This window comes from Metabacillus litoralis, from assembly GCF_003667825.1.
Taxonomy (GTDB): Bacteria; Bacillota; Bacilli; order Bacillales; family Bacillaceae; genus Metabacillus; species Metabacillus litoralis_B.
The window spans coordinates 3,012,843-3,039,239 of record NZ_CP033043.1 but is presented as its reverse complement, the minus strand read 5'-3'; the positions used below and the strand labels follow the sequence as shown (position 1 = coordinate 3,039,239).

The 26,397-nt window shown below is 34.2% G+C and carries 27 protein-coding genes and 1 riboswitch; of the genes, 15 read left to right on the top strand and 12 right to left on the bottom strand.

Going from position 1 to position 26,397, the window contains the following annotated elements; genetic code table 11:
* Nucleotides 1–18: 18 nt before the first annotated feature.
* From D9842_RS15155 to D9842_RS15140, 4 genes are all read left to right on the top strand, one after another.
* Nucleotides 19–1,080: a DctP family TRAP transporter solute-binding subunit gene (locus D9842_RS15155; RefSeq protein ID WP_121663224.1), complete on the top strand. Its 1,062-nt coding sequence runs from the start codon at nucleotides 19–21 to the stop codon at nucleotides 1,078–1,080.
* 175 nt (nucleotides 1,081–1,255) lie between these two features.
* Complete coding sequence (locus D9842_RS15150; RefSeq protein WP_121663223.1) at nucleotides 1,256–2,554, top strand: dicarboxylate/amino acid:cation symporter; 1,299 nt, start codon at nucleotides 1,256–1,258, stop codon at nucleotides 2,552–2,554.
* 130 nt (nucleotides 2,555–2,684) lie between these two features.
* Nucleotides 2,685–3,761: an NAD(P)H-dependent flavin oxidoreductase gene (locus tag D9842_RS15145; protein ID WP_121663222.1), complete on the top strand. Its 1,077-nt coding sequence runs from the start codon at nucleotides 2,685–2,687 to the stop codon at nucleotides 3,759–3,761.
* Between the two features lie 101 nt (nucleotides 3,762–3,862).
* Nucleotides 3,863–4,792 carry a manganese-dependent inorganic pyrophosphatase gene (locus tag D9842_RS15140; RefSeq protein ID WP_121663221.1) on the top strand — a complete coding sequence of 310 codons (930 nt, stop codon included), beginning with the start codon at nucleotides 3,863–3,865 and terminating at the stop codon, nucleotides 4,790–4,792.
* Between the two features lie 46 nt (nucleotides 4,793–4,838).
* On the opposite strand, the gene D9842_RS15135 is transcribed toward D9842_RS15140, so the two are convergent.
* Complete coding sequence (locus D9842_RS15135; protein ID WP_121663220.1) at nucleotides 4,839–6,026, bottom strand: YhgE/Pip domain-containing protein; 1,188 nt, start codon at nucleotides 6,024–6,026, stop codon at nucleotides 4,839–4,841.
* 181 nt (nucleotides 6,027–6,207) lie between these two features.
* Here D9842_RS15135 and D9842_RS15130 point away from each other — a divergent pair, with 181 nt between their 5' ends.
* The 4 genes from D9842_RS15130 to D9842_RS15115 all read left to right on the top strand — a co-directional run bounded on the left by D9842_RS15130 (nucleotide 6,208) and on the right by D9842_RS15115 (nucleotide 12,580).
* Entirely contained in the window at nucleotides 6,208–6,840 is a 633-nt protein-coding gene (locus D9842_RS15130; protein ID WP_121663219.1) for a TetR/AcrR family transcriptional regulator, read from the top strand.
* A 147-nt stretch (nucleotides 6,841–6,987) separates the two neighbouring features.
* A complete protein-coding gene (locus tag D9842_RS15125; RefSeq protein WP_121663218.1) occupies nucleotides 6,988–8,583 on the top strand; it encodes a histidine kinase N-terminal 7TM domain-containing diguanylate cyclase in 1,596 nt (531 codons plus the stop codon).
* 210 nt (nucleotides 8,584–8,793) lie between these two features.
* Complete coding sequence (locus D9842_RS15120) at nucleotides 8,794–9,366, top strand: TetR/AcrR family transcriptional regulator (RefSeq protein ID WP_121663217.1); 573 nt, start codon at nucleotides 8,794–8,796, stop codon at nucleotides 9,364–9,366.
* A 139-nt stretch (nucleotides 9,367–9,505) separates the two neighbouring features.
* On the top strand, nucleotides 9,506–12,580 hold the full coding sequence (locus D9842_RS15115) for an efflux RND transporter permease subunit (RefSeq protein ID WP_121663216.1): 3,075 nt from the start codon (nucleotides 9,506–9,508) through the stop codon (nucleotides 12,578–12,580).
* A 296-nt stretch (nucleotides 12,581–12,876) separates the two neighbouring features.
* Here D9842_RS15115 and D9842_RS15110 read toward each other — a convergent pair whose 3' ends face one another.
* The 4 genes from D9842_RS15110 to D9842_RS15095 all read right to left on the bottom strand — a co-directional run bounded on the left by D9842_RS15110 (nucleotide 12,877) and on the right by D9842_RS15095 (nucleotide 14,953).
* Nucleotides 12,877–13,149, bottom strand: a complete 273-nt coding sequence (locus D9842_RS15110; RefSeq protein ID WP_121663215.1) for a YkvA family protein — start codon at nucleotides 13,147–13,149, stop codon at nucleotides 12,877–12,879.
* 26 nt (nucleotides 13,150–13,175) lie between these two features.
* Nucleotides 13,176–13,565, bottom strand: a complete 390-nt coding sequence (locus tag D9842_RS15105) for a sporulation protein (RefSeq protein WP_121663214.1) — start codon at nucleotides 13,563–13,565, stop codon at nucleotides 13,176–13,178.
* Nucleotides 13,565–13,708, bottom strand: coding sequence for an FbpB family small basic protein (locus D9842_RS15100; protein ID WP_121663213.1), 144 nt, complete (start codon nucleotides 13,706–13,708; stop codon nucleotides 13,565–13,567). Before D9842_RS15100 ends, D9842_RS15105 begins: the two co-directional genes overlap by 1 nt.
* Nucleotides 13,709–14,017: 309 nt before the next feature.
* Nucleotides 14,018–14,953 carry a LysM peptidoglycan-binding domain-containing protein gene (locus tag D9842_RS15095; RefSeq protein WP_121663212.1) on the bottom strand — a complete coding sequence of 312 codons (936 nt, stop codon included), beginning with the start codon at nucleotides 14,951–14,953 and terminating at the stop codon, nucleotides 14,018–14,020.
* Between the two features lie 321 nt (nucleotides 14,954–15,274).
* Between D9842_RS15095 and D9842_RS25955 the strand changes: the two genes are divergently transcribed.
* The 3 genes from D9842_RS25955 to D9842_RS15090 all read left to right on the top strand — a co-directional run bounded on the left by D9842_RS25955 (nucleotide 15,275) and on the right by D9842_RS15090 (nucleotide 16,982).
* The gene (locus D9842_RS25955; protein ID WP_162987447.1) at nucleotides 15,275–15,445 is read left to right on the top strand and encodes a hypothetical protein; all 171 of its coding nucleotides are present in this window, start codon (nucleotides 15,275–15,277) and stop codon (nucleotides 15,443–15,445) included.
* Nucleotides 15,446–15,642: 197 nt separating this feature from the next.
* Entirely contained in the window at nucleotides 15,643–16,101 is a 459-nt protein-coding gene (locus D9842_RS26345) for an HTH domain-containing protein (RefSeq protein ID WP_212136941.1), read from the top strand.
* The gene (locus D9842_RS15090) at nucleotides 16,044–16,982 is read left to right on the top strand and encodes an IS3 family transposase (RefSeq protein WP_251406986.1); all 939 of its coding nucleotides are present in this window, start codon (nucleotides 16,044–16,046) and stop codon (nucleotides 16,980–16,982) included. Before D9842_RS26345 ends, D9842_RS15090 begins: the two co-directional genes overlap by 58 nt.
* Here D9842_RS15090 and D9842_RS15085 read toward each other — a convergent pair.
* The 4 genes from D9842_RS15085 to D9842_RS15070 all read right to left on the bottom strand — a co-directional run bounded on the left by D9842_RS15085 (nucleotide 16,972) and on the right by D9842_RS15070 (nucleotide 20,436).
* On the bottom strand, nucleotides 16,972–17,286 hold the full coding sequence (locus D9842_RS15085) for a hypothetical protein (protein ID WP_121663211.1): 315 nt from the start codon (nucleotides 17,284–17,286) through the stop codon (nucleotides 16,972–16,974). The genes D9842_RS15090 and D9842_RS15085 overlap by 11 nt on opposite strands.
* 282 nt (nucleotides 17,287–17,568) lie before the next feature.
* Nucleotides 17,569–18,168, bottom strand: coding sequence for a response regulator transcription factor (locus tag D9842_RS15080; RefSeq protein WP_121663210.1), 600 nt, complete (start codon nucleotides 18,166–18,168; stop codon nucleotides 17,569–17,571).
* A 12-nt stretch (nucleotides 18,169–18,180) separates the two neighbouring features.
* Nucleotides 18,181–19,299: a sensor histidine kinase gene (locus D9842_RS15075; RefSeq protein WP_121663209.1), complete on the bottom strand. Its 1,119-nt coding sequence runs from the start codon at nucleotides 19,297–19,299 to the stop codon at nucleotides 18,181–18,183.
* 138 nt (nucleotides 19,300–19,437) lie between these two features.
* Nucleotides 19,438–20,436 carry a Delta(5) desaturase DesA gene (locus D9842_RS15070; protein WP_121663208.1) on the bottom strand — a complete coding sequence of 333 codons (999 nt, stop codon included), beginning with the start codon at nucleotides 20,434–20,436 and terminating at the stop codon, nucleotides 19,438–19,440.
* A gap of 383 nt (nucleotides 20,437–20,819) precedes the next feature.
* A riboswitch (yybP-ykoY riboswitch) is annotated at nucleotides 20,820–20,917 on the top strand.
* A 107-nt stretch (nucleotides 20,918–21,024) separates the two neighbouring features.
* On the opposite strand from D9842_RS15070, the gene D9842_RS15060 reads away from it, so the two are divergent.
* The 3 genes from D9842_RS15060 to D9842_RS15050 all read left to right on the top strand — a co-directional run bounded on the left by D9842_RS15060 (nucleotide 21,025) and on the right by D9842_RS15050 (nucleotide 23,490).
* Complete coding sequence (locus tag D9842_RS15060; RefSeq protein WP_121663206.1) at nucleotides 21,025–21,723, top strand: TerC family protein; 699 nt, start codon at nucleotides 21,025–21,027, stop codon at nucleotides 21,721–21,723.
* 366 nt (nucleotides 21,724–22,089) lie between these two features.
* Nucleotides 22,090–22,614, top strand: a complete 525-nt coding sequence (locus D9842_RS15055; RefSeq protein WP_121663205.1) for a hypothetical protein — start codon at nucleotides 22,090–22,092, stop codon at nucleotides 22,612–22,614.
* Nucleotides 22,615–22,764: 150 nt separating this feature from the next.
* Nucleotides 22,765–23,490, top strand: a complete 726-nt coding sequence (locus tag D9842_RS15050) for a YwaF family protein (protein WP_121663204.1) — start codon at nucleotides 22,765–22,767, stop codon at nucleotides 23,488–23,490.
* A gap of 81 nt (nucleotides 23,491–23,571) precedes the next feature.
* Here the strand turns inward: D9842_RS15050 and D9842_RS15045 are convergent, their stop codons facing one another.
* Entirely contained in the window at nucleotides 23,572–23,757 is a 186-nt protein-coding gene (locus D9842_RS15045; RefSeq protein ID WP_098798226.1) for a hypothetical protein, read from the bottom strand.
* Nucleotides 23,758–24,137: 380 nt separating this feature from the next.
* Here D9842_RS15045 and D9842_RS15040 point away from each other — a divergent pair, with 380 nt between their 5' ends.
* A complete protein-coding gene (locus D9842_RS15040) occupies nucleotides 24,138–24,992 on the top strand; it encodes an AraC family transcriptional regulator (protein ID WP_121663203.1) in 855 nt (284 codons plus the stop codon).
* A gap of 49 nt (nucleotides 24,993–25,041) precedes the next feature.
* Here D9842_RS15040 and D9842_RS15035 read toward each other — a convergent pair whose 3' ends face one another.
* Nucleotides 25,042–25,737: a 3D domain-containing protein gene (locus D9842_RS15035; protein ID WP_121663202.1), complete on the bottom strand. Its 696-nt coding sequence runs from the start codon at nucleotides 25,735–25,737 to the stop codon at nucleotides 25,042–25,044.
* Nucleotides 25,738–25,945: 208 nt separating this feature from the next.
* Nucleotides 25,946–26,275: a hypothetical protein gene (locus D9842_RS15030; protein WP_180320393.1), complete on the bottom strand. Its 330-nt coding sequence runs from the start codon at nucleotides 26,273–26,275 to the stop codon at nucleotides 25,946–25,948.
* Between the last annotated feature and the right edge of the window lie 122 nt (nucleotides 26,276–26,397).

Below are 26,397 nucleotides of genomic sequence, written 5' to 3'. Positions count from 1 at the left end.
GGGGGGAAAGAATAGGATATGAAATATTTGATTGGATCTTGTTTAGTTGTACTTGGTCTTATTTTTTCGCTTTTTTTCTATCCCTTCCAGAATGCAGATCATGATGTAAGCTATGATGATGAACAAGAAGGTCTTTCTGAGCAAATCGTCATAAAATTTAGTCATGTTGTTGCTGAAAATACACCAAAAGGGCTGGCGGCTCAAAGGTTTGCACAACTGGCAGCAGAAAAAACGAATGGGATTGTAAAAGTAGAAGTCGTACCTAATGGGGCTTTATATACAGACGAACAAGAATTAGAGGCACTAAAAAACAACGATGTTCAAATGATTGCTCCGTCATTATCGAAAATGACAAAATTGGCACCAGAATGGGGGCTATTTGACTTACCGTTTCTCTTTGAAAACGATGAAGATATAGAAGAGATTCTTTCAGGAAAGATTAGTGAACGTTTCCTCACTTTACATACGAAAGAAAATATAAAAGGGATGGCATTATGGAGCAATGGTTTTAAGCAAATGACAAGTAATGTACATGCTCTACAAGTACCTGATGATTTTCAGGGACAACGCTTTAGAACAATGCCTAGTTCAATTATCGAAGAACAATTTCAGCAATTAGGAGCACGGCCAATTTCTATACCTTTCGACCAATTATATACGTCACTTGAGCAGGACAAGTTTGACGGTCAGGAGAATACAATTTCTAACATTTATTCACGACGTTTATATGAATTTCAAACAAATATGACGATAAGTAATCATGGATTTTTAGGCTATGTTGTTTTGATGAATCAAAATTTCTGGAATAGCTTACCAAAGGATATACAAGAAAGCTTAATATCAGCTATGAAAGAAACAACAGAATGGATGTTAGATGAATCAGTTAAAATGAACAAAGAGCAGCTAAAACTAATGAAGGATGAATCGACCATTGATATACACGTCCTTACTAGTGAGGAGAGAGCTGAATGGGTAGAAAAACTACTGCCAGTCTATAAAACCTATCAACAAGGTATAACTGACGAGTTAATAAAGAATCATATAAGTGCGAGAATTGAGGAATTAGAGACACCTTTGTAGTGTCTTTTTTTTATGTTCCAAGAGTAACTAAGATTTACCGGCTATGATTTTCAAAACTTAAAAAAAGACCAAAAAGACCAAAAAGATCATTATCACCTTAAATATTAAAATTCTTAATTATCCGATAATATGGAGTCAGGTATTGAAAGCGTTAACAAGAAAGGGTGAATGATCGATGAAAATAAATTTTAAAAATCTTACAGTCCAAGTTATTATTGGTATTATTTTTGGTATTACGATAGGATTTATCTTTCCAGAATTTGGAGCGCAATTAAAGGTCTTAGCTGATATTTTTATTAAGCTGATTAAAATGGTGATTGCTCCCATTATCTTCTTTACGATTGTTATCGGAATCGGTAGTATGGGGGATTTAAAGAAGGTTGGTAGAATTGGTGGAAAAGCATTACTATATTTTGAAATTGTTACAACATTTGCATTAGCAATTGGTATTTTAGTTGTTACATTGATTCAACCTGGTAGTGGCTTTAATACAGATGGAGCAAAAGGAGCAGATGTTTCTCAATATACAGATCAAGCTGCGGAAGCTAGTCATGGATTTATGGATTTCGTGATGGGAATTGTACCGGATAATGCTGTTGCTGCTTTAGCTGGTGGAGAATTACTCCCAATCTTATTCTTTGCCGTTTTGTTTGGAATTGCGACAGCATCTTTAGGGGAAAAAGTAAAACCTGTCATTTCCTTATTTGAAAAACTAACAGATATTTTCTTCGCTATTGTAAATATGATTATGAAAATGTCACCTATTGCAGCATTTGGTGCAATGGCGTATACAATTGGTAACTTTGGAATTGGCTCTCTTGTATCTTTAGGGAAACTAATGGGATCTGTTTATATCACAATGTTTTTCTTTATTATTCTAGTTTTAGGTGGTATAGCAAAATTCTACAAGTTTAATATTTTTAGCTTTATTAAATATATTAAAGAAGAAATTTTACTTGTATTAGGAACATCTTCATCAGAATCTGCTTTACCAAAAATGATGCAAAAGCTTGAGAAATATGGTTGTTCAAAGTCAGTTGTTGGTCTTGTTGTTCCAACTGGCTATTCGTTTAACTTAGATGGTACCTCTATTTACCTATCAATGGCTGCCATTTTTATTGCTCAAGCATATGGCATTGATTTATCTTTCTGGCAGCTTGCCACTTTATTAGGTGTATTAATGCTAACATCTAAAGGAGCAGCCGGAGTAACTGGTTCAGGATTTATTACTTTAGCTGCTACATTAGCTGCGTTCCCTATGATTCCTGTTGAAGGAATGGCATTATTATTAGGTGTTGATCGCTTCATGTCAGAAGCACGTGCTATTACAAACTTAATTGGTAACGGGGTAGCAACAGTTGTTGTATCAAAATCTGAAAACGAATTCGATCCTAATGGATATGTTGAAACAGAAGAAGAAGCTGATATGGCATCAAGTCACATTAATCCTACTATTGAAGCAACTGTTAAATAAGGTTCAAAAGAGATTGACTGATTCTGGTCAGTCTCTTTTATTGTTTATAGGAATAAATTAACAAGGAAAAAAGAAAGAAAACTAGAAGATAGAAGTTAGTACAGTTCGTACATATTTAGGAGGGAAGACAATGAGCAAACGCCTTTGTGAACTAATAGGTATTGAGTTTCCACTTATACAGGCAGGTATGGCAGGTGGTGCTACAACAGTGGAATTAGTAGCAAATGTTTCAGAAGCAGGTGCACTTGGTACATTAGGGGCTGCTTATATGAAGCCTGAGGATATAAGAAAAAGTATTAGAAAGATAAAAGAAGAAACAAACAAACCATTTGCTGTTAATCTATTTTGTACTTCAATGAGAGATGACTTTACTAATTTAAAAGAAGTAGATTCTATTTTGGAGGTGTTTCGAGAAAAGCTAGGGGTCATACAAAACGTTGAGGAGTTAAGAACAGTTGATCTTTTTGAGGAACAATTTCAAGTCTTGCTTGAAGAAGAAGTACCGATTATTAGTACCGCTTTTGGTTTACTTTCTCCGGATAAAGTTGAAAAATTAAAAAGTAAGCATATAAAAATTATTTCAATGGTGACAACGGTTAATGAGGCCATTCTTGCAGAAGAAAATGGAGTGGATATTATCGTTGCTCAAGGCAGCGATGCAGGAGGGCATAGAAGTACGTTTAATATAGAGGAACACCCAAACGGAGCAAATATAGGAACATTCTCACTTATCCCTCAGGTAGTGGATTCTGTGAACATACCAGTAATAGCAGCAGGTGGAATCATGGATGGGCGTGGAATGCTTGCTGCTATGGTGCTAGGGGCACAAGGAATTCAAATGGGCACTCAATTTTTATCTTGTAAAGAATCAGGGATTCATCCTGCTTATAAAAATGCATTACATGCTAGCACCGAAGAGAGCACAGTGATCACAAAAAGCTTTTCTGGAAGGCCGGCAAGAGGAATAAAAAATGAATATATAATGGCATTTGAAAATTCAGGTGTTTCTCCTCTACCATTTCCAAGTCAAAATACAATAACATCAGGTATCCGTAAAGTGGCAGCAGAGCAGAATAATCCAGACTTTATGTCATTATGGTCCGGTCAAGCCACAAGACTTCTTAAAAACGATCAAACTGCTAGAGAAATAGTGGGAGAAGTAATAAGAGAATGGAAGGAAGCTTTGACAAAGATTGGAATGCTGTAACATTTTTGATGAAATCAATATTTTTTTCATAATTCATGGTTAAATAATCCATAGTAATTATGATATGATAGAGTATATTTTAATGTGTAAAGGAGTTCATTATGGAAAAAGTACTTGTTTTTGGTCACAAAAATCCAGATACAGATACAATCTGTTCTGCCATTGCGTATGCTGAATTAAAAAATAAAATTGGTCAAAATGCTGAGCCTATTCGTTTAGGTGAAGTAAGCGGGGAAACTCAATATGCACTTGACTACTTTAAAAAAGAAGCTCCACGTCTTGTTGAAAAAGTAGCAGGTGAAGCAAGTGGAGTTATTTTAGTTGACCACAATGAGCGTCAACAAAGTGCTGATGATATTGATTCAGTTCGCGTACTTGAGGTTATCGACCATCACCGTATTGCAAATTTTGAAACAAGTGATCCTTTGTACTATCGTGCTGAGCCGGTAGGGTGTACGGCAACAATTCTTAACAAGCTTTACAAAGAGAATGGTGTTGCAATTGAAAAAGAAACAGCAGGATTAATGCTTTCAGCGATTATTTCTGACTCTTTATTATTTAAATCACCAACTTGCACTCAAGAGGATATTGATGCTGCTAAAGAATTAGCTGAGATTGCAGGTGTTGATGCAAACACTTACGGATTAGACATGTTAAAAGCTGGAGCAGATTTAAGTGATAAATCTGTTGAGCAATTAATTTCACTTGATGCAAAAGAATTCCAAATGGGTTCTAGCAAAGTAGAAATCGCACAAGTTAATGCTGTTGATACAAATGATGTTCTTGTTCATAAAGCTGAAATTGAAGCAGCTCTTTCAAGCGTTGTTTCTGAAAAAGGCTTAGATTTATTCCTATTCGTTGTTACAGACATTTTAACAAATGATTCTGTAGCAGTTGCAATCGGTAATGAAACAAGCAAAGTTGAACAAGCATTTAACGTTACATTGGACAACAACCAAGCTACTCTTAAAGGTGTTGTTTCTCGTAAAAAGCAAATTGTTCCTGTATTAACAGAAGCATTTACAAAATAATAAATGGATAAAGCCACATTCTTAATTAGAATGTGGCTTTTAAAAATTAGACAACAACAGTCTTCCGTTTCTTTTCAGTTATACCTTTTGTTTTCTTAGGCTTTAAGATAGCTAATACCATTACAAGTAATGAGCTTAAACCAATGATTCCAAGCATACCTATCCCTTCTTCAAAAATCTCCTTCTTGAAAAATAAGAAATCCCTAAATGCTTCTACACTAAAGCGGAATGGAACCCAAGAATATAACCAATCGCGTGTTATACTTGGAAGCATTTCCGGTGCCATTGTTAGTACAGGCATTGAAAAGAAAAATAACAAAATAATAAGTGGAGCAGCTAGATAACCTACCCAATTTAGTAAAGCATTTTGTATGAAGAAAAAGCATAAACCAGTAAAGATCATTAAAAGTAACATATCGTTACTATTAGGTATTGATACATTTAACAATTTTTCAGTTAGAAGCAATATAATAATTGAGATACTAGTAACAAATAAAGCCCCCGAAAGCAATTGACTACTGATCGAAGTAAGACTCCATTTTCCTCCCGTAACTTTATTAACAATTGTAAAGAGAATCATTGAACTGAAAAAAGTTGTTAACCAGAGTAATTGAGTAAATAATGCAGGTGTATTTCCATTTGCTGAATTTTCCCCTATAGGATTAATCTTCTCTGTCGTAACTGATATTGGGTTTGCAAGTGATTTGGCAAGATCAGAACTTATAGGTGCTTTTATTTCATCAATTGTATTGAACAATTGATCCTGAACTTGCTGACTAAACTGACTAATCACGCCAGTTGTAATTTGAGATGCCACATTTGCTCCGGTCATGTTCATACCTTCATTTATATAAATATTGATATCCGGCTTTGTAGGTGTATTTGTTAACAATGAATAAACATTTTTAGACAAATCCTTTGGTAGGATTAACATTCCATATACTTCTTTGTTCTTCATTCCCTCTAGTGCATCTTTTTCTGTTTCAAATGAGATCCATTCAACAGAAGATGTTTCATTATTTTTAATTTGTTCACCAAATTTCTTACCTAAATTAAGTTCTTCTCCATTTGGTAGTTGTACACCATTATCCTCTAACACAATTCCAATTGGCAGTTCTTTTGGAATAGGGTTTACTGTAGAACCCATAAAAGCAAAGGTGAAGATACACGCTAAAAGGGATATAAGTCCTAAACCAATCCAAAGTAATTTGTTTGTAAAGTAAGTTCGAAACATCGGGAATTGTCCTCCTTTATAGACATACTGTTAATTAATTGACAAAATGTCGAGTATAATGCAATTATAAAAAATATCCTGATTAATTCAATGATCAATAAAAGTGTATTTGTTTTTTATACAACATACTTAAGGAAATAGTTAATTAAATTACAAAGTTTATATATAAGGAGAGAGGAAGATGGGGAAGAAAACGGACCTTCGTGTTTTACGAACAAAAAAGTTAATAAAAGAAGCTTTATTAAAACTCATTCAGGAAAAAGGTTTTGAAAGCATTACTATTCAAGACATTGCGGATGAAGCACTTATAAATAGAGCCACATTTTATTTACACTATCAAGACAAATACGATTTGCTAGAGCAGGTAAGCAATACCTATTTACAGGAATTAATGGATGAAATAAACCCAGATTATCATATTCAAAATGGAAGAGTGGATCTGGACAGATTTCAAATTACATTAAAAAGAGTGTTTGATAACATAGAGAAAAATCGAGATTTTTATCAGGTTATGTTTGGTCCTAATGGAGTACAAGAATTTACTGTAAAAATTGAAAAACATATTTACCATAAATTCCAACAGAAATTTCATGATATTGTTGAGAATGTAGAATCATTGGAGATTCCATCTGATTTTCTATTAAATTTCATAAGCTCTGCCTATATTGGTGTCACAAAATGGTGGGTGAAAGAAAATATGCATTACTCCACGGACTACATGGCTACGCATCTAGCAGAAGTCATTTCAAAAGGGCCTATGTATTCAATCTGGAAGAATGTAAAAGACAATCAAAAGCCTAGTTCTTCTAATTAACTGTTATTTTGCTTTAAAAGTGGATAGTGAAGAAAAGGTCCTATCCTATTGATAATTGAAAGGAAATTTAAAGATATTATTATCCATTTTTAAGCATTATATGGTAACATTTAACTAGTAAACAGCATATGGTGGAGTGTAAATCACATGAATTCTCAAATCTTTATCTATATTGTGTTTTTGGCAGTATCTGGAGTGTTAAGTTTATTCATAGGAGTATTTGCTTTTATTCGAAGAAAAAACTTTCTTGGAAGTACGATGTTTATTCTGATCTCTTTGTTCTCTTCTATTTATACATTTGGACATGCTTTTGAGCTATCTAGTCAAAGCCTGTCAATGATTGTTTTCTGGACCTACTTTCAGTATTTAGGACTTCCATATATTGCACCTCTAAGCTTGCTTTTAGTTACTCAGTATATTGGTGCAGAAAAATATATGACCAAAAAGAATGTAATAACTGCTTTTAGTATTCCAGTCTTAACAACACTAATTGTTCTGACAAATCAATTTCATCACCTTTTTTATCAAACCATTTATCTCAAACAAGGGATTGCACCATTATTGGGGTTTGTTTTAGGACCTTGGTATATCGTGCATGGTAGTTACACATTTGCTTGTTTACTAGTCGGAGGTATTTTATTACTTCATTATTGGAAGCAAACTAAGTCTACATATTGGAAACAAACATTAGTCATGCTCCTTGGCTTATATCTACCTATGATCGCTTCATTTCTTTACCTAATTGGACTTGTTCCTTTTAGTATTGACCCAGTACCGGTTGTGTTAAGTGTTACAGCAGCGTTATATATTTGGGCATTTTCATCTACTAATTTATTTGATTTAGCACCCATTGCAAGAGGTCTTATTTTTGATAGTATGCGAGATGGTGTAGTTGTATTGGATCAATCTAAGCGAATTATTGATTTTAATTATGCAGCTACGAGTTTGATAAATAAGCTAGATGATTCTATGGTAGGAAAGAAAATGGATTTATTATGGGAAGGCAACCATGATTCTTCAGCATTTCCGTTTCATTTATTAGATTCGAAGGACTACGAGTCAGAATTTGAACTAGAATGGCATGAGAGAAATCAGTATTATCAATTACGTTCTTCTCCGATTAAAAAAAGAAGTGGAGATGTTGTAGGAAATACAATCGTTATTCTAGATGTTACAGAGCAACGACGATTACAGAAAAGGTTGGAGCGTCTGGCATATATTGATCAATTAACAAACATATTAAATCGATCTGCGTTTCTTGAAGAAAGCATAAAATTAGTAAAAGAAATGAGAAACAAGGACCAAACAGTTGTTTTAATTCTGTTTGATATTGACCATTTCAAACAAATTAACGACACTTATGGACATCATATAGGAGACGAAGCAATTCGTCACGTTGTACGTATTTGTAAGCAATTGTTGCAGCCTAATGATTTATTTGGACGTTATGGTGGAGAAGAATTTGTGTTATGTTTACCTTCTATGACATTGGAAGAAGCTGGAGAGTATGCAGACATGATGAGAAAAAGCATTGAAAATGAACCACTTGTTATAAAAAATGAAACCATACATATTACAGCAAGCTTTGGGGTCACGAAGGTGATTGAAGAAAATATGATAACCGATGCACTGAACTTAGCTGATAAAGCACTTTATGCCTCCAAGCGCACTGGCAGAAATAGCGTCTATATTGAAAATGGAAAACTTATTGACTATAAAACAAGAAATGCAGCACATGTATAATATGCAAAAAAGGAAATTTTTGATTTTTAGCATGATGGTATAGGTGAGAGGGAGATAATAATATCTGAAAAGGTAAGCACTAGTGGGCTTATCTTTTTGATTTTTTAGTTGAAAAAATTGACGGAAATAAAAAGCACATTCAAAATTGACGATTTTCAAAAGACCTTATATATTAATAATGACCAACCGGTTCTGAATGGAGGGTAAGTTTTGACACGTGGGCAAGATCAGAAAGATAAAATAGTAGATGCTGCTATGCAAATATTCGGTAAAAAGGGATTTTATGATACAAAGATGCTGGATATTGCTGAGAAAGCAGGAGTGTCAAAAGGTACAATTTATTTGTATTTTTCATCAAAGGATGAATTATATATAGAAACACATGAAAGAAATTTTCAGAGGTATTTGGATATGCTTGAAGCAAAGGTAAATGCTTTTTCTTCTTTTAAAGAAAAACTGATTTGCATTGCAGAGGAACAACTTGCTGTATTTTATAGAGATAAGCATACTCCAAATAAATATTTGCAGGCATATACTAATAATCCTAAGATGATTCAATCTTTACATGATTTCTTAGATAATTATCATCAGTATGTTACATCAGTTATGGCAAAAGAAAACATTACTAATGCAAGCGACCATGCAAAAGCGTTTATTGGTATGCTTGAAAACTATAAAAGAGATATCTTTTTTAACAAAGAATTTGATTATTCAATGTTACTTAAGACTGTCTTATTTGTAGTAGATCTTTTTTTAAAAGGATGTCAAAGGAACAATTCATAATCGTTCCTTACTCTGTCTTTTCAGTACCCGTTGGTCAGTAGGGATTAGTATAAATATTTATTTAAAAGGACTTATTGTAATATTTAAGTACCCATGGGTCATAAAATGGTTGATATTTTAAAAAAGAAGGAGATTACGAATGTTCAATTCATTAATTAAGAGACCAAAAGTTACCCTTACTTTTATCGTGCTTTTTATACTAGTAGGAGCACTAACAGCCTTGCAGCTGCCAAAGCGCGAAATTCCTGAAATATCAGTAAATGTGGCTACAATCACAACAATCTATCCTGGTGCTGAGCCAGAACTTGTTGAAAGAATGGTTACGAATCCTTTAGAAGAGGAACTCGAAGGTATGAAAGGGATAGCAGAACTTTCATCTGTTTCCGGAGCGGGAGTATCCAATATTGTTCTTGAATTATCAGATAATAAAGATCGTAATCAGGTATTATCACAAGTAAGGCAGGCTGTATCAGACACTAGTCAAACATTCCCTGAAAATGTGTTGAAGTCAGAAGTTAATTCGGATATTCAAACAGGTACTCTTTCTTCTTATCATTTACTAAGTGAGGACAGAGAACTACTACAGAACCAAAGAGAATTACTACTTGGATGGCAGAAAGAATTGGAAAAAATAGAAGGAGTTCGAAAGGTATCATTTAAAGGGATTGTCGAAGATGAATATATGTTAACCCTAGATCAAGATAAGCTGAGTGATTATTCCCTTAACTTCCCTGATGTCATCAACTCCATAAATAATGAACTTGAGATTACGCCATTAGGCAGTAAAGAAATAAATGGTGAAAACAAGCAATTGTTGTTGGAGCATATGAAGACGGTTGAAGAGGTAGAAAAGATCTTTTTAAAGGTAGATGAAAAAGGTAACGACATTTTGATAGGTGATATAGGTGAACTTAAATTAGTTCCTTCAGAAAAACCTAAAATCGTTAACTATAATGACACACCAGCTGTTTCAATGACGATTCTACAGGGAGAGGGAGTGGACATTCCTTCTCTTCACGAAACGGTTGATGAAAAGGTAAAAAAACTTGCGAGTGATTTGCCAGAAAATATTACTTTGGACACTTATTACACTCAAAATACGATTGTCGGGAAAATTTTCAAGGATTTAGGTCTTTCTTTTCTCATTTCGATTGCAGTGGTTGTGCTAGTAACTCTTTTAGGGTTAAATGTTAGTTCGGCTTTTCTTGTTGCCATTGCAATCCCTGCTTCAATTGCACTTGGATTAATACCATTGCCATATATGAATGTTGATTTAAATCAAATATCGATTATTGGAATGATTATTGCACTAGGAATTCTTGTTGATGATGCCATTGTTGTTAACGACAACATAAGAAGAAGATATAAACTAGGTGATGGTCCTTTACAAGGAGCTCTACAGGGAACGAAAGAGGTGAGAGTTTCTGTTATCACTTCTACCTTAGCGATCGTTTTCACTTTCATGCCATTAACCTTTATTGGGGGATCAAATGGAGCATTTATACGCGCGTTACCTTCTGTTTTAATTACAACGATCATTGGATCAACGATTATCGCTTTAACACTCGTGCCGATCTTTTTAATGTGGAATCAGAAGCGCTTAGTTAAGAAAGCAACTGTTAAAAAGCAAAAAGATGGTTTATTAGGAAAACCACTAGAAGGTCTTGCAGCTTTTTATAGCAACAAAATCTTAAAGAAGGTTGTCAAATATCCGATGAGAATTGGATTAACCGTATTAGTGTTTTGTACATTCGTTTATGGATTAGTTCCATTTATTCCGGTTGTGTTTTTCCCTAGTGCAGATCGTGAAGAAGTAACAGTTACTGTTACATTGCCACCGGAAAAAACGATAGAACAAACAGAAGATTTTCTAAAAGAAATGCAAGAGTATATGAAAGAAGAAGATTCAGCGATTTATGAAAGTACAATATTTGCCGGTACTGGTGAACCAGGGATGTTTGGAAGTGTTATTTCTAATCCAGGTGAAAATAATGGGCAAATTGTCCTTAGAGTCGATAAAGAATCACAATCAGCAGCCGAAACGATCGATAGATGGCAGGATTCTTTAAGAAAGAGGTACCCAGAAGCAATCATTTCAATGGCGACAATTGAGGCAGGTCCACCTGTTGGCGCACCAATTGCTATTACTGTATCGGGTAGTGATATCAAAGAACTTACAGATACTGTTACAGAAATGAAAGCGGAAATCTCAAAGATTGATGGAAGTGGAGCAGTCATTGATGATGTTGGTCAACCACGTCCATCTATTATTTACGAACCAATCCGGACTAAAATGCAAGACCATGGAATTACATCTAATGAGATTAGCCAACAGATTAGATTAATAACAGACGGAGTTCCAATGGGTAGTTATGATGATGGGACAACAAGCCGTGATTTCACTATAAAGATTTCAGGTGATGGTGATGAAGGTGATATAAACCTAGAGGAAATAAAATTACCTTCCAAAACGACTTCACAGCAAGGACCACCTGATTTTGTAGCATTATCTGAGCTTTTAACGGTAGAGGAAGGTCAAGAAATTCAATCTGTTCCACATAGTAACGGAGAAAGAACCATCACCATTCGAACATATCCAGCTGACGACAAAAAATCAGATGTAGAATCTGAAATTAAGACGTTAGCGGAACAATATACGTCAGATTCAATTAATGTTTCTGTAGGTGGAGAGTCTTCGGCTCGTTCAGATTTTTTTGTGGAAGTAGGAAAGCTATTTATTATCGTTGTGTTTCTTATTTATATTTTAATGGTTGTTCAATTCAACTCACTTAGAATTCCGTTGCTGATTATGAGTTCTGTTTATCTAGCAATTTCAGGAGCTGTCATAGGTTTATTCCTTACTCAAACAGGCTTAGGCTTTATGGCGATGATGGGAATTGTCTCCTTAGCAGGAATAGTTGTTAGAAATGCAACGGTGTTTATTGAGTTTATGGAGCAAAGACTTCAAGAAGGTGCTACTTTACTGGAGGCTGTTGTTGAATCAGGTGAAGCGAGATTAAGACCTGTAGTTTTAACAGCAGTAACATCTATGGGTGCTTTATTACCAATTGCATTTAGTGGAGATGTATTATTTACTCCACTAGCCATTTCAATTATTTCTGGTATTTTCTTTTCAACCATTTTCACATTGCTTTTTGTTCCGGCTTTTTATACTGTGATTAAAAGGAAGAAAGTAAAGCAAATACAGGAATAAAAATGAAGCCTACACAGTAGTTGTGTAGGCTTTAATTTTTTATAAGGATTTAAGATGCCTGAGAAATAGTTCGTTCCATTACGCTGCAGTCACTTGCTTTCCGCGGGGAGGAAGCCAAGCCTCCTCGGCTTTGCCTGCGGGGTCTTGGCCTTTCCTCTACCTCCCGCAGGAGTCAAGTGTCTTCCGCTCCATTGCACTATTGTTATAAAATTTGTTCATACAAACAATCTTAGAATAAGCAATAATCATCCAGTAACGCTTAGTTTTAGATTCTATCCGAACAAGTGGGTAAATATTTACAAATTGTATTTCTCCTTAAGTGATTCAGGTGCCATCTTAATTAATCGTTCTAAAACGAATGTTGCGATCACAACATCGTCAACAATTCCTAAAACAGAGAGGAAGTCAGGAATTAGGTCGAATGGAAATAGTGCGTAGGCTGCGATGAATAACAGACCGGTTACTTTTTTAGTCGTTTCAACCTGTTTAGATAAAAAGAACTCTTTTAAAAAAGGGAGAAATCTCCAAAAAGTAAAGATGAATTTTATTCGTTTTATAATTTTGAACATTTAAGCTTCCTTTCTGCTTATCAATCTTATGATATTATCTGTATTATATCTTGATCTTTACTTTCTACACCTTCATTAAAAGTAAGTCTTGTTTTAAATCGATAAGAAATATGCTCACTAGATACAGGAATATTTTCTGGCAACTTAAATGTAAATGAAATTTTGTTAGCTTCTTCTGATCGGAGAAGCTTTGTTGATAAGATAGTCGCAGTATCAATCACTTTTTCAGTTTTTGTCGTAGAATCAATTAATACTAGATCACTATCAATTCTTCTTAATTGCTGTTCAATAGTTCCACCTTTAACATGAAAGTAACCATTGATAAGTTCTCCACGTTTATACGTTTCCTTAGGTAAGATAAGATCAATTATCGCAGACCCTACACCTAAAAGTGACATATATTTCCTCAATAACATTATTTATCTCCTCCTATTTGTTTGCTTTGTGATAAATACTTTTGATCAATGCGTTTCTCAATTCTATCCATTTGCGTTTTATCTTTAAGAAGTTCTTCTTTGTTTTTTCTAATCAAATCTTCCATTGATACTTTTTTTACCATTATGGTAATCTCCTTTTTTACGTTTCCTATAGGTAGTCAAATAAAAAGACCTTTACCGTAGATGGTAAAGGTCTTTAAAAAACACATAAAGACCTTTACTTAACAGTAAAGGTCTTGCTAACAACGAAAAGGTTGCCAACGAAGCCGAGAGTTCGAAACTCTGTAATGACGACTTTGTTGTAAAAGCTACTCCCCTTTAGGAGAACGTTTTTATTTACTTGATATAATAGTAAAATATTTTTTTATTATAGTCAATAGATGGTTCATAAATTTATAGGAAATTTATTTGCTAAGAGAAACAGGGGATCATTATTTAACTGATGTGGTTTGTAGGATCTTGATCATTTTAGGCATAATTGCTTCAGATTCTTCTTTATTTAGGTAGTGAATGGTGAATCTTATGAATACCCCGTCAATCTCTTTTACAACAATTGTTGTTTGGATATTCTTGTTATATCCATGTAAATAAAGCAAAGCGTCATGATAAAAAGGATGTGAAGTGGCTTTTGGATCATACTCAGTTACTTCATTTCCGTTTAAGTACATCATTGAATTAGCCTTAATTTCTTCTAAGTTTACTTTGCTATCTAAAACCTCTAATCTAGAAAAATATTCTTCTTCACTAGTAGATTGTAAGATGAATTTCCGTGGCTCTTCTTCGTCAAATGTAAATCCTTTTGTTAGTGAGACATTCACTTCCTTCTTAGACGCATCATAACTTTTTGATGAGTCTGCAGTCTTTTTAGCATATGCAACATTAAGTGTTTGACCAACTCTAATCCAGTTAGAAGTTAAGTAATTAATGGACTTCAACTCACTAACAGTTAAACCGTAATTCTTAGCAATGCTATAAAGCGTATCACCTGCTTTTACAGTAATATTTGTAGGGATAACAAGTTTTTTTCCGACAATAATGGTGTTTGATGTAAGGTGGTTAATGAATTTCAATTGTGAAACAGAGGTGTTATATTTTTTGGAGAGGCTATATAAGGTATCACCTTTTTTTATTGTAATGGTTGTGGGAATTGTTAGTTTGTCTCCCAGGTAGATCGTTGAAGAAGAAAGGTTGTTTAGTTGTTTTAATTGTGCAACTGTTAGTTCATGTTTTTTGGCAAGGCTATATAAAGTATCACCTTTTTGTATTTCATATGTTGTTGAAGCACCAGCTGAACTAGCTCCAAACACTCCGCTTATTCCTAAAGTTAATATAGCTACTTTAATGAGATTATGCTTATGTTTTTTCATGATGTTTTCCTCCCAGTAATGATATCTAACACGAAAAACGTTTCCGTATTACTACATATGACGGAATGAAAACAGAATAGTTGCGTATGGAAAAGCCTAATTTTAATTTATAAAAAAATGTACTAAGAGCCCAAGAGTTCCTATAAGACTTTTTTGTTCTAAAGGGTTATAATTGTGAATATAATAAATCTCACTATTAGAGATGGTATTATATTTTGTTTTACTTATTATTTCACTTTGTTGAAACACATGTAAAATTCGTTTCACACAAACCTATCCAATATTAAAAAACTAATATTATAGTAGAAAGGTGTGTAATAAATGGAAGCAAATATGAAAAATCCAATTTCTGTTGATTCAACAATATCTCTAAAAGGAATTGTGAAAGCTATTTTTCAAGATACAGTTCATGTTCAAATAGGTGGAAAAATTATTACAATGCCTATTAAAGATTTTCACCTTTTAAAAGGTGAAACGAATAAAAGCGAATAAATAGATGCTTTGGTTCAAGCGTACTCATTATGTGCGCCTGAGTATTAGCCGAAAAAGAGGTCACCTTTATCCTAAAATGGACCCTGTAAAATAGACAGTTTTAAAAAAGAGGCTTGCCCTTTAATTTTGAACTGACTCTGTTTTACAGGGTCTTTTTTTTGTTATATTTTAAGTATTCAAACAGGTGAGGTTGCAAAATGGGGAAAAATAAATTTTCAGAAGAACAACAAAAACAGCTAAGGTCCAATCCTTTCATCGAGAAAGTTAGTGAAACAAGTATTACTTACACAAAAGAATTTAAAGAACGTTTTTATAAGGAATATCATCTTGGAAAGGGACCATCGGCTATTCTGCGTGATATGGGAATTGATCCGACTCTTTTAGGTAAAAGGAGAAAGGACAGTTTAGTTCGAAGAGTTAATGTTTATGAAGAACGAATAGATGGCTATCAAGACATGAGAGGTAAAAATTCTGGTCGTCATTCCATTAAGGAATTATCAGATACAGATCGAATAAAACGTTTGGAACATCAAATAAGGTACCTAAAACAAGAGAATGAATTTCTAAAAAAAACAGAATTTCTAGACAGACAGGCAGAATGGAAGGTAAATCAGAAGCAACGCCAGAAGAAAAATTCAGGCTCATCGAAGAAATGACTCTGCGAGATAATAATGAGCTTAATATCAATTGGCTTTGTGAAATGGCAGGTGTGTCTAGAAGTGGTTATTACAACTGGCTTAAATCCGCAGATAAACGCAGAAATAAAGATGAGCAGGATAAAAAGGACTTTGAATTAATTTTGGAAGCTTATCAATTTCGTGGATATGACAAAGGTAGACGCGGTATATATATGCGCCTTCTGCATATGGGCATAAGGATGAATCAAAAGAAAATCAGCCGCATAATGAAAAGGTTCAATTTGTTTTGTCCAATCAGAAAAGCGAACCCCTATAGAAGAATGGCTAAAGCTTTGAAGACAGATACCATATCAGAAAATATAGTAAATCGGGAATTTGAAAAGCATGGTCCCGGGAAAATACTCCTTACAGATATAACATATCTTTATTACAATAATGGCCGTAAGGCTTATCTCTCCGTCATAAAGGATGGCTTCACAAAACAGGTGCTGGCATATGTTCCAAGTGAGTCACTTGAAGTCGATTTTGTATTAGAAACAATCAAAATCCTACTAGAAACCCACGGTGATAGCTTAAAAACCGATGCCATCGTCCATTCTGACCAAGGATGTCATTATACAAGCATCTCTTTCCGGCAACTGTTAAAAGATAAAGAACTTAGACAATCCATGTCCCGACGTGGTAACTGCTGGGACAACGCACCGCAGGAATCATTTTTCGGACATATGAAGGATGAAATCAATTTGAAAAACTGTGGTAGTTATACGGAGCTCTGTCAGGAGGTTGATAACTACATAGATTACTATAATAATGACCGGTACCAATGGAAACTAGCAAAGCTCTCCCCTAATCAATATGCAGAATATTTGAAAACAGGCGAATACCCACTTAAAATATAACAGTTTCATCATCAATGACATCAGTGGACAATTCATCTTTCAAGCTAAAATGGATTTCGAATAATTCTTTTTTCAAACGCTGTCCGTAGCGATTCCAAAGTACGGGCAACCACTCATCTTTAATTAGTGACTGCGGAATACATTCGGGATCCATAATATCTTGAAAATAAACAGCATAGGATAAATCATCAAAATCATACTTTAGGATCCATTTTAATACATAGAAAAGGTAAGTGCTGTCCGTAACAAAAGTGACAGGTTCCAACATCTGTTCATAAAACCACTGCCATTGTGAATCATCCAATTGTTTACAATACCTCTGAACGTAACACGGAACATCTTCCCCCAGCATAAATACTTTAAAGCTATCAAATGACTTTATAAAATTCTTATTCATATATACGTATAAGACACGGATAAAAATTAAGAACCAGTAACTTTCTGAGGCAGAAGAGTTACTGGTTCTTATGTCGTATCTCCTCCTTAACGGAAGAATACAATATTAATTAACATAATTTAAGGCCTCTTTTTCAAAGTGTCCTTGACATAGGGACCACTTTATCCAAAAGGAGACCTCTTTTTTATATTATTTGAACCAACCCTTTTCCTTTGATTGAGTAATGGCTTCAATTCTATTTTTCACATCAAGCTTTTCTAGTATAGTGGAAATATAGTTTCGTACCGTCCCGGTTTTAATACTAAGTTGATCGGCAATTTCTTTTGTATTCATGCCATCTGCGACTAAGCCTAGTACTTCCTTTTCGCGCTCAGTTAAGGGATTTTCTTCACTATATACGTCGTCCATTAGTTCAGGTGCATATATTCGTCTGCCTGACATTATGCTTCTTATTGAATTCGCTAACTCATCACTGGGACTATCCTTTAGAAGGTATCCTTTGACACCAGCTTTAATGGCTCTTTGAAAATAACCTGAACGGGCAAACGTTGTAAGGATGATTACTTTACAATCGCTGCTCACAAGCTTTTCTGCAGCTTCAAGACCAGTCATTTTAGGCATTTCTATATCCATTATACATATATCAGGACTGTGTTTTTGAACAAGTGCAAGGGCTTCCTCTCCATTATTAGCCTTGCCAACAACTTCCATATCGTCCTCCAAGTTAAGAAGTGAACCTAAGGCACCTAAAAGCATTTGTTGATCTTCAGCAATGACAATTCGTATCATAGCAAGCCCCTCCTAATCTATCTGTTTTACAACATTAGGTACTCTTATCGTTAAAGATGTACCTTTTTCAGTTTTTATTTCAAGATTTCCATTAACAAAATCCAGGCGTTCCCTCATCCCGGACAGGCCGTTTCCTTTTTCGAATGTAATGTCTTCACAACCGATTCCATCATCCTTAATGGTCATGATTAATTCGGTCGAATTTTGTTCGAGAGAAAGATAACAAGTAGAGGCCTTACTATGTCTCACAACATTTGTCACAGCTTCTTTTAAACACATACTTAAAATGTTTTCGGTTAACAATGGGACGTTTGATAAGACCATTTCTTGGTCACAAACTAAATTGATTTGAGCTGCTTTTAATATTTGCTTAACATGAATCATTTCCTCTTTTATTCGAATACCTCTCATTTGCGACACCATTTTTCTAACTTCGTTTAATGCTGTTCTAGCTGTTTGTTGAATTTCTTTCATTTCATTTTTTGCCTGCTCTGGATCTTTATAAATAATTTTTCGCGCTAAGTCACTTTTCAGACCAATCATGGATAACTTTTGACCTAATGTGTCATGAAGGTCCCGGGCTATTCGTTGACGTTCTTCAAGTATAACTAGTTCAGATATTCGTTTATTTGCATCTTTCAGCTTTTCTTGGAGTTGATCACGTTGTTTACGATTATAAATACTAAATGGAAGAAAAATGACACTAAGTGAGCTTATAATCACGAAGGGAGCCTGACGTAATAGCAACTGCTCATGTAAAACGATACTAAAGTTTATGGCAACAGCTGTACTGACTAAATGGATAATATATAGTGTTAAAAAGGCAGCACGGTCCTTTATATTTCCAATGAAATAAGCAATATAAAAGGAAAAATAAAAATAATTAAATAGATAAGTTGAAGTAAATGATATCCCAATCAGGATCAGTGTTAGCACATAGATTCTCCAGCTTTTAGCAAGAAAGGCGTAACGAAGTGTAATGAAAAACGATATAGTTAGGATTATGCCTGTAATAATTTCTGCTGTAGAGGATGATTGAAAAATAAAATAAAAAGGTAAAATGCTTAAAAAAGCCCAAATATAAGGGGAGATCCCATTGCTTTTTTGAAAAATGTTAACTCTTTTTTTCATGATAGAACCTACTTTAATTAAGATGAAATTACATCATATTTTAACATATATTTACTTAAAACTTTAAGAGGATGACAAAAATTAGTACGCTTCATTCCCGACAGTTTGTACTAATACGTCATCCTCTAAAGAAGAATATTACTTTTGTAGTTTTGACAAATAATTAAAGCCAACAAACCTTTTATTCTGTGCGTCCCAAAGACGGAACTTTAACGACTTCAAGCTTGTTGCTAGTGTAATTGTTGGAACGTTTTGTAATGGTTCTGTATTATTGTGTACCGCTTCTAATTTATAGTTTGGTACTCTCGGACTTAAATGGTGAACATGATGATAACCAATGTTACCGGAAAGCCATTGTAACAGTTTTGGTAGCTTATAATACGAGCTGCCTTCTACAGCTGCCATAACGTATTCCCACTCTTCATTCTTTTCAAAGTAAGAATCCTCAAACGTATGCTGTACATAAAATAGCCAGATTCCTAATGAGCCTGAAATTAAAAAGATAGGTAACTGTACTAATAAAAACGGGATCACTCCAAGCATCCAGCACAACAGTCCTGCAAATACAACAATTGCTATGTTAGTAAGGTACGTATTGTATCTTTCGTTACGTCTAGCTCCTTTTTTGTTAAAACGATTTTTAATAAGAAAAACATAGATTGGACCAAGTCCAAACATAACGATTGGATTTCGATATAAACGATATTTAATTCTTTCAAATAATGAAGAGGAAAGGTATTCATCAACTGTAAGTACCCATATATCTCCAGTTCCTCGTTTGTCTAAATTCCCGCTAGTAGCATGGTGGATGGAATGGTCATGCTGCCATTGACTGTAAGGGAATAAAGTAAGGATTCCTGTTATTGTTCCAAGTATTTTATTTGCATTTCTATTCTTAAAGAATGAGTAATGACAGCAATCATGGAAGATGATAAAAATTCGTACAAGAAAGCCACCAGCAATAATGGTAAAAGCTAATGTAAGAAGATAGGAAATCGCTAAGCTTTGATAGGCAAGAATCCATAGAATAATGAATGGACCGATTGTTGTGATAAGTTGAATGATACTATCCTTCGAGCTTGACTGTTCATAAGGAGCGACTTGCTTCCTTAAATTACGTTGTAATTGTTTACTCATTTTTTAATTCCCTTCTTTAAAAACGTTAAAAAGACAAAGTAGTCTGTAGTTAAAAAAATTGAGTGGAATGAATAGGAAGGAACGTTTTATGTTGTCTCCCATTTCAATCAAGGGTTTTCTATCCTTAACTAAATTATAAAAATAGTCTCTTGAAATTTGTAGACATAGGTGTCATAGAATGAGTATGACAAGTGTCATATAGGAGAAAGGGCAAGTGGTAATATATGGAATTTATAGATTGTAATTTGGATGTTTTTCATATTAAATAGGAGAAAAAAATTGATTCGACAAAATCCGGGTGGTGCCTGTCACTTAAACAAAATCATAGACACACGCCCATAAAATAAAGTATAATGACAAATAGACAAATCGATAGTAAAATTTCCCACCGTAAAGGGGAGTAGCGTCAGGTTTAACCTGAAATAAAGTCGTCATTACATGAACGAGGTTCATCGGCTTTATTGGCATAATGTTTGTGCTTAGCGAGACCTTTGCCACTATGGCAAAGGTCTCTTTATTTTTGTAAAAAGCAATCTTTCAATCTTTTAACTTTCAGATTGAAAACAATATCAGAAGGAGGTAATCAAGATGGAAATGGAATTTCTCACTGCACTTTTATCTATTATTGTGATTGATTTGGTTTTAGCTGGAGACAATGCCATTTTAATTGGGCTTGCGGCAAGAAATTTGCCTAAACATCAACAGAAAAAAGTTATTTTATGGGGATCTATAGGAGCAATAGCGATTCGAATTGTTGCGACTTTAGCAGTTGTTTGGTTATTAGCTATCCCTGGTCTTCATTTAGTTGGTGGACTTCTATTAGTTTTCATAGCTTATAAACTGCTTGTGGATGATAATGATCATGGTGATGTTAAAGCCGGAGATAGTTTTTGGGCAGCGATTCGTACCGTTATTATTGCGGATGCGTTAATGGGACTTGATAATGTATTAGCTGTAGCAGGTGCATCACATGGTAACATGCTACTAGTTGTTATCGGATTACTTATTTCTGTACCAGTTGTTATGTGGGGGAGTACGTTAATTCTTAAATGGATTGACAGATATCCAATCATCGTTACAATCGGCGCCGGTGTTCTTGCTTGGACAGCTTCAAAAATGATTGTTGGTGAACATTTCTTAAGTGGATTATTTGAAAATGGCTTTGTTAAGTATGGTTTTGAAATTCTTGTTGTTGCAGCAGTGATTTTAACAGCAAAATATGTTAAATCAAAATCTGTAAAACTTGAAGATGAACAAGAAGTTCTATTGAAGACAGGATCTAATTAATGTTGGAAAGAGGCAGCCCTTGTAAGAATGGGGGTTGCCTCTTTTTTTTATGTTTTGAGAATTTTAAAAATTTTTCAAAAATAATGTAAATTTTTTCTATTAAAGGGTATTTTTAATATGAATATTTTCTTGTAACCTTTTATAATATAAGTACGACTAATGTTTATTAGGCTAAAAAAAATTAAGTGTTTACTCGATAAAATAGGAAATATATGATTATATATTTTCGTAAAATAACAGTTGATATTCTTTTATTAGAATCCTATAATACATAGGTGGAAGATCATTCAGAATATGGAAAATATTATTAGGTTGAGTGATCAGGTTATCTATACATATGCTAGTAATTAATTGGAGGGGAAATCGATGAAAAAGTTTTGGTTTTTAATTTCAGTGTTAATGTTGTCTATTGGATTAGCGGCATGTTCTGAAGAATCAGAGGGAACAACGAAAGAGCAAGATAAAGCAGCAGGTGAGGAAGCAACTGAAGGTGCTGACAAAGAACAAAACGCAAAAAGTGCAATGATGCAATTTTACATGACCGTTTCAAAAGCAATTAATGAAAATGATGCAGATTTAAATGCGTATGAAGCAGAAGAAGAGCCAACTGCAGAAATGAAAACAGCAGCTGAAGCTTCTGCAGCAGCAGTCGTAGAAGGACTTAATGGTGTAGAGGTACCGGAGGAATTGGCAGATCATAAAGCTGACTTAGAAGCAGCGATTAAAGATTTATCTGATTCTTATCAAGCAAAAGCAGATGAGTTGAAGAAGGATGCACCTTCATTAGATGCTGCGAATGAAACATTCACACAAGGTGATGAAAAATTCGGTAAAGTATTTGAAGCAGTTGGATTAAATCCGTCTAGCTTAGGTACAGAGGTAAATGGGTAATGAATATAGTAGCCAGTCTCAGATTGAGGCTGGTTTTTTCGTTCAAGAAGACAAAAAACATGACTGTTTTTGCTTTTGAAAAGTGATAACCTTCCTTTTAAAGAGATACACTAAATTAAAACATCATTTCTAAGAAAGAGGTGACATGTAATGGAAGGGATTTTTTTTCCACAAACAGATCATGCCTTTACATTATTTTCACCTGTTCATTTAGGAACTCTCTTTATCTTTATTCTACTTATTGTTTTCATTTATTTAGTAAGAGATGTTCTAAGACAAGAACCTTATAATAAAATTGCGCGTATGACTTTATTTTTTATTATGTTATTTTCAGAAATCAGCCTACATATATGGCTATACTGGTTTGATTCTTGGACATATACTCATTCTTTGCCTTTGCACCTTAGTAGCATTACGATTCTATTATCTGCTGTTATGTTGTTGACCAAATCATATTCATTATTTGAGTTCACATTCTTCGCTGGTGTTGGTAGTGCGATACAAGCTATGATTACACCTGATATTAGTCATTACACATTTCCTCATTTTCGATATGTCCATTTTTTTGTATCACACGGAAGTACTGTTCTTGCAAATTTATTTATGGTGTTTGTTAGTGGATTCCGTCCTGAATTTAAATCAATTTGGAAGGCCTTTATATGGTTAAATGTTTATGCAGCGTTCATCTTTGTCTTGAATCTAATTCTTGGTGGTAATTATATGTACATTTCTAGAAAGCCTGTTAATCCATCTATGATTGATTATTTTGGACAATGGCCGTGGTATATCATTCCTTTAGAGTTTGTGGCACTAGGAACATTTTTTCTGTTATTTCTCCCTTTTTGGCTTGTAAAATTGACTTCTAAAATCAAGTGATTTTTTATGCATTATGGAATAATTCCATAGAAAAAGAGCCTGGGTAATGGCTCTCTTAATAAGTATGACTCAAAAGTTAATTTACGAACGTTGGATACCTGATGTTGAGAAGCTTTTAATTAGTTTTTGAAGATTTCGGTGTCCTTCACGTAATTTAATTGTTTCTTCAATAATATGCTGGAAGCCTTCTAAATCTTTATCTGATGCATTAAGAAGTGATTTTGGAATTCCTTCTGCTAGTTGTTGTAAGGTCAAATCGTCTCTCACGAAAAATGACCACCTTTCCTTTAGTTTCTTTATCCGCTATGTTAAAACTCATTATTCATTTTGCTCCTTCCTTTGAATAAAGGAGGATGAAAATGAACAGATAAGAGTAACAAAGCTCTTTTATAAATAAGTTTTAGAAAAGTGGAAGATTTCCTGCAAATATTTATCTACATTTCTCTGCACAATCTATTAAAATATGGCGGATAAACTAGATTTCTTTCAATTAACGACAGTAAAAGCTAAAATTTGGTATAAGACACTATAAAAAAAGGTTATTGAATAGATTTTAAGAACAAGTGAATTTAATCTGTCATTATTGTGCAAGCAATGACAGGTAAATTAGGTTACTTCTTTGTTATTGTATGGATGAGGGGGAGCATATGGAGAGCTTACAGAAAATAAATGATTCTATTGCATTTATTGAAAACAATTTAGCTTCACATTTGACTATTGAAGAAGCAGCAAAAATTGCCTGTATGTCTAGGTTTCATTTTCAAAGAATGTTTCAAATACTTACCGGATTTACTGTGGCCGAGTATATTCGAAAAAGAAGGTTAACATTAGCAGCACAAGAACTAATTCATTCAAATGTAAGAGTATTGGACATTGCTTTAAAGTATGGCTATGAAAGTCCTGAATCCTTTTCGAAAGCATTTCGAAAAGCACATGGAATTAGTCCAATTGAAGTGAGGCACTCAGGCAAAACCGTCAAAGCCTTTCCTAAGCTTTCCTTTCAAATCCAACTAAAAGGAGAAGAAGAAATGAATTATAAGATCATTCAAAAAGAAGCATTTCATGTTGTTGGTAAAGGGATCCGGGTCTCAATGGAGAATAATAATGAAAAAATTCCATTATTTTGGAAAGAATCAAATGAGAATGGGTTTACTGAGAAGCTTGCACAACAAGCTGGAGAAATGGGAATATTAGGAGTCTGTGCGGAAGGTAATCAGCAAAAAAATGAATTTACCTATTATATTGCGGTTGAAAAAACGACTGATAAGATATCCCCAGATTTAGAGGTCAAAGAAATACCTGCTTCTACGTGGGCTGTTTTTGAGTCTGTTGGTCCTATGCCTCACGCTATTCAGCATGTTTGGAAACGAATTTTTTCTGAGTGGTTTCCTGCGACAGGGTACGAGCATGCTCCTGCACCGGAAATAGAGGTTTACCCTGAAGGAGATGCTTATTCAGAAGATTATCGAGCAGAGATATGGATTCCGGTTATTAAAAAATAGTAAAACTACACCCCCTTGGTACTCTTACTCACCAAAGGGGTGTAATTGTTTATTCTTCTATAATTTTCACTTCTACTTGCTGTTTTCCCCATTGTAGAGCATCTGATTCTGAGGGGATAAAAACATCAATCTTATTTCCCTTAATAGCTCCACCGGTATCTGCCGCAATCGCTGTCCCATAACCTTCAACCTCTACAGTTGATCCTAATGGAATCACATCAGGGTCGACAGCTATTACCTTTTTATCAGGATTGGCATGGAGATCAATTCCCATCTTAGTTGTACCAGAGCAGCCTTCACAATTTGCTGTATAGGCTGTAGCAGTAACAGTTAATTCTTTACTATATTCCTTATTTGATTCGGTTTCTTTATCTTCAGAAGACGTTTGTGCCTTTTCGGTTTCTTTAATGATTAACTCGCCTCCTGGTTTAATGATGTGTGAATCAATTTCGTTCCAGGCTTCAATTTCTTCAACCTCAACATCATATTCTTCAGCAATATCCCATAATGTTTCTCCTGTTGATACTTCATGTGATTCATGGAGTTTTAATTGATCTTCTGGTTGAATCATATCACCAGGAAGCTTATTCCAATCTATTATATTCTCTACTTCTACTTCATTTAACTTTGCGATTTCCCATAAAGTGTCACCTTCTTTTACAGTCACCTCTTCTGCAGCTGCATGTGCTGAAAATCCAGCTGTTAGTGATACGAAGGTAATTAACGATAGAATCTTATTTTTCATGTTGTATAACCTCCTTGTTAGCACCTGAGCTAATCAATGAGTTCATCTTACCACGAAAAAAAGAGTTTAAAAGAACAAGCACTTAACAGTTTGTTTACGTTATTACAATAAGATGATAGGAACGTTACAAACCTTCCATATCATTCTAGTCTATCTAATAATTTCCTAGTAAGGAAAAATCAAAAAAACGAGGGTCATGTTTGCTCTCTTAAACATGACTCTCGTTTACTTCTGTTTCACTTACTTTTTGAATTTTATCAACAAACATTTGATATACTTTTCGTTTTTCTTCCAAAACTCGTATGTATTGCTTCAATTGTTCGTATTTTTCAACAAAGGGTACTTGATAAGTTGATTTGATCGTTTCAATAATTTCATCATTTATTGTTGATTGAATAACTTGTTTTGTAATACCTGACTTATAAGAATAGATTTGTAATTCACTTTTGATTTTTTCGTATTCTTCATCTAAATCAAGCTTTTGTTTTAACATTTCCTCTTTCCACTCATCTAGTGCATCTTTAACATAAGATTCCACTCTAACCCCTCCTATGTTTATACTATTCATTCTCGCTATTTATTTAATGGGGGGAGTAGGTGTGATTTAGAGAAGGTTATTCTAAAGAGTCATTTCTCATGTTTTTGAATAAGATGAAATAA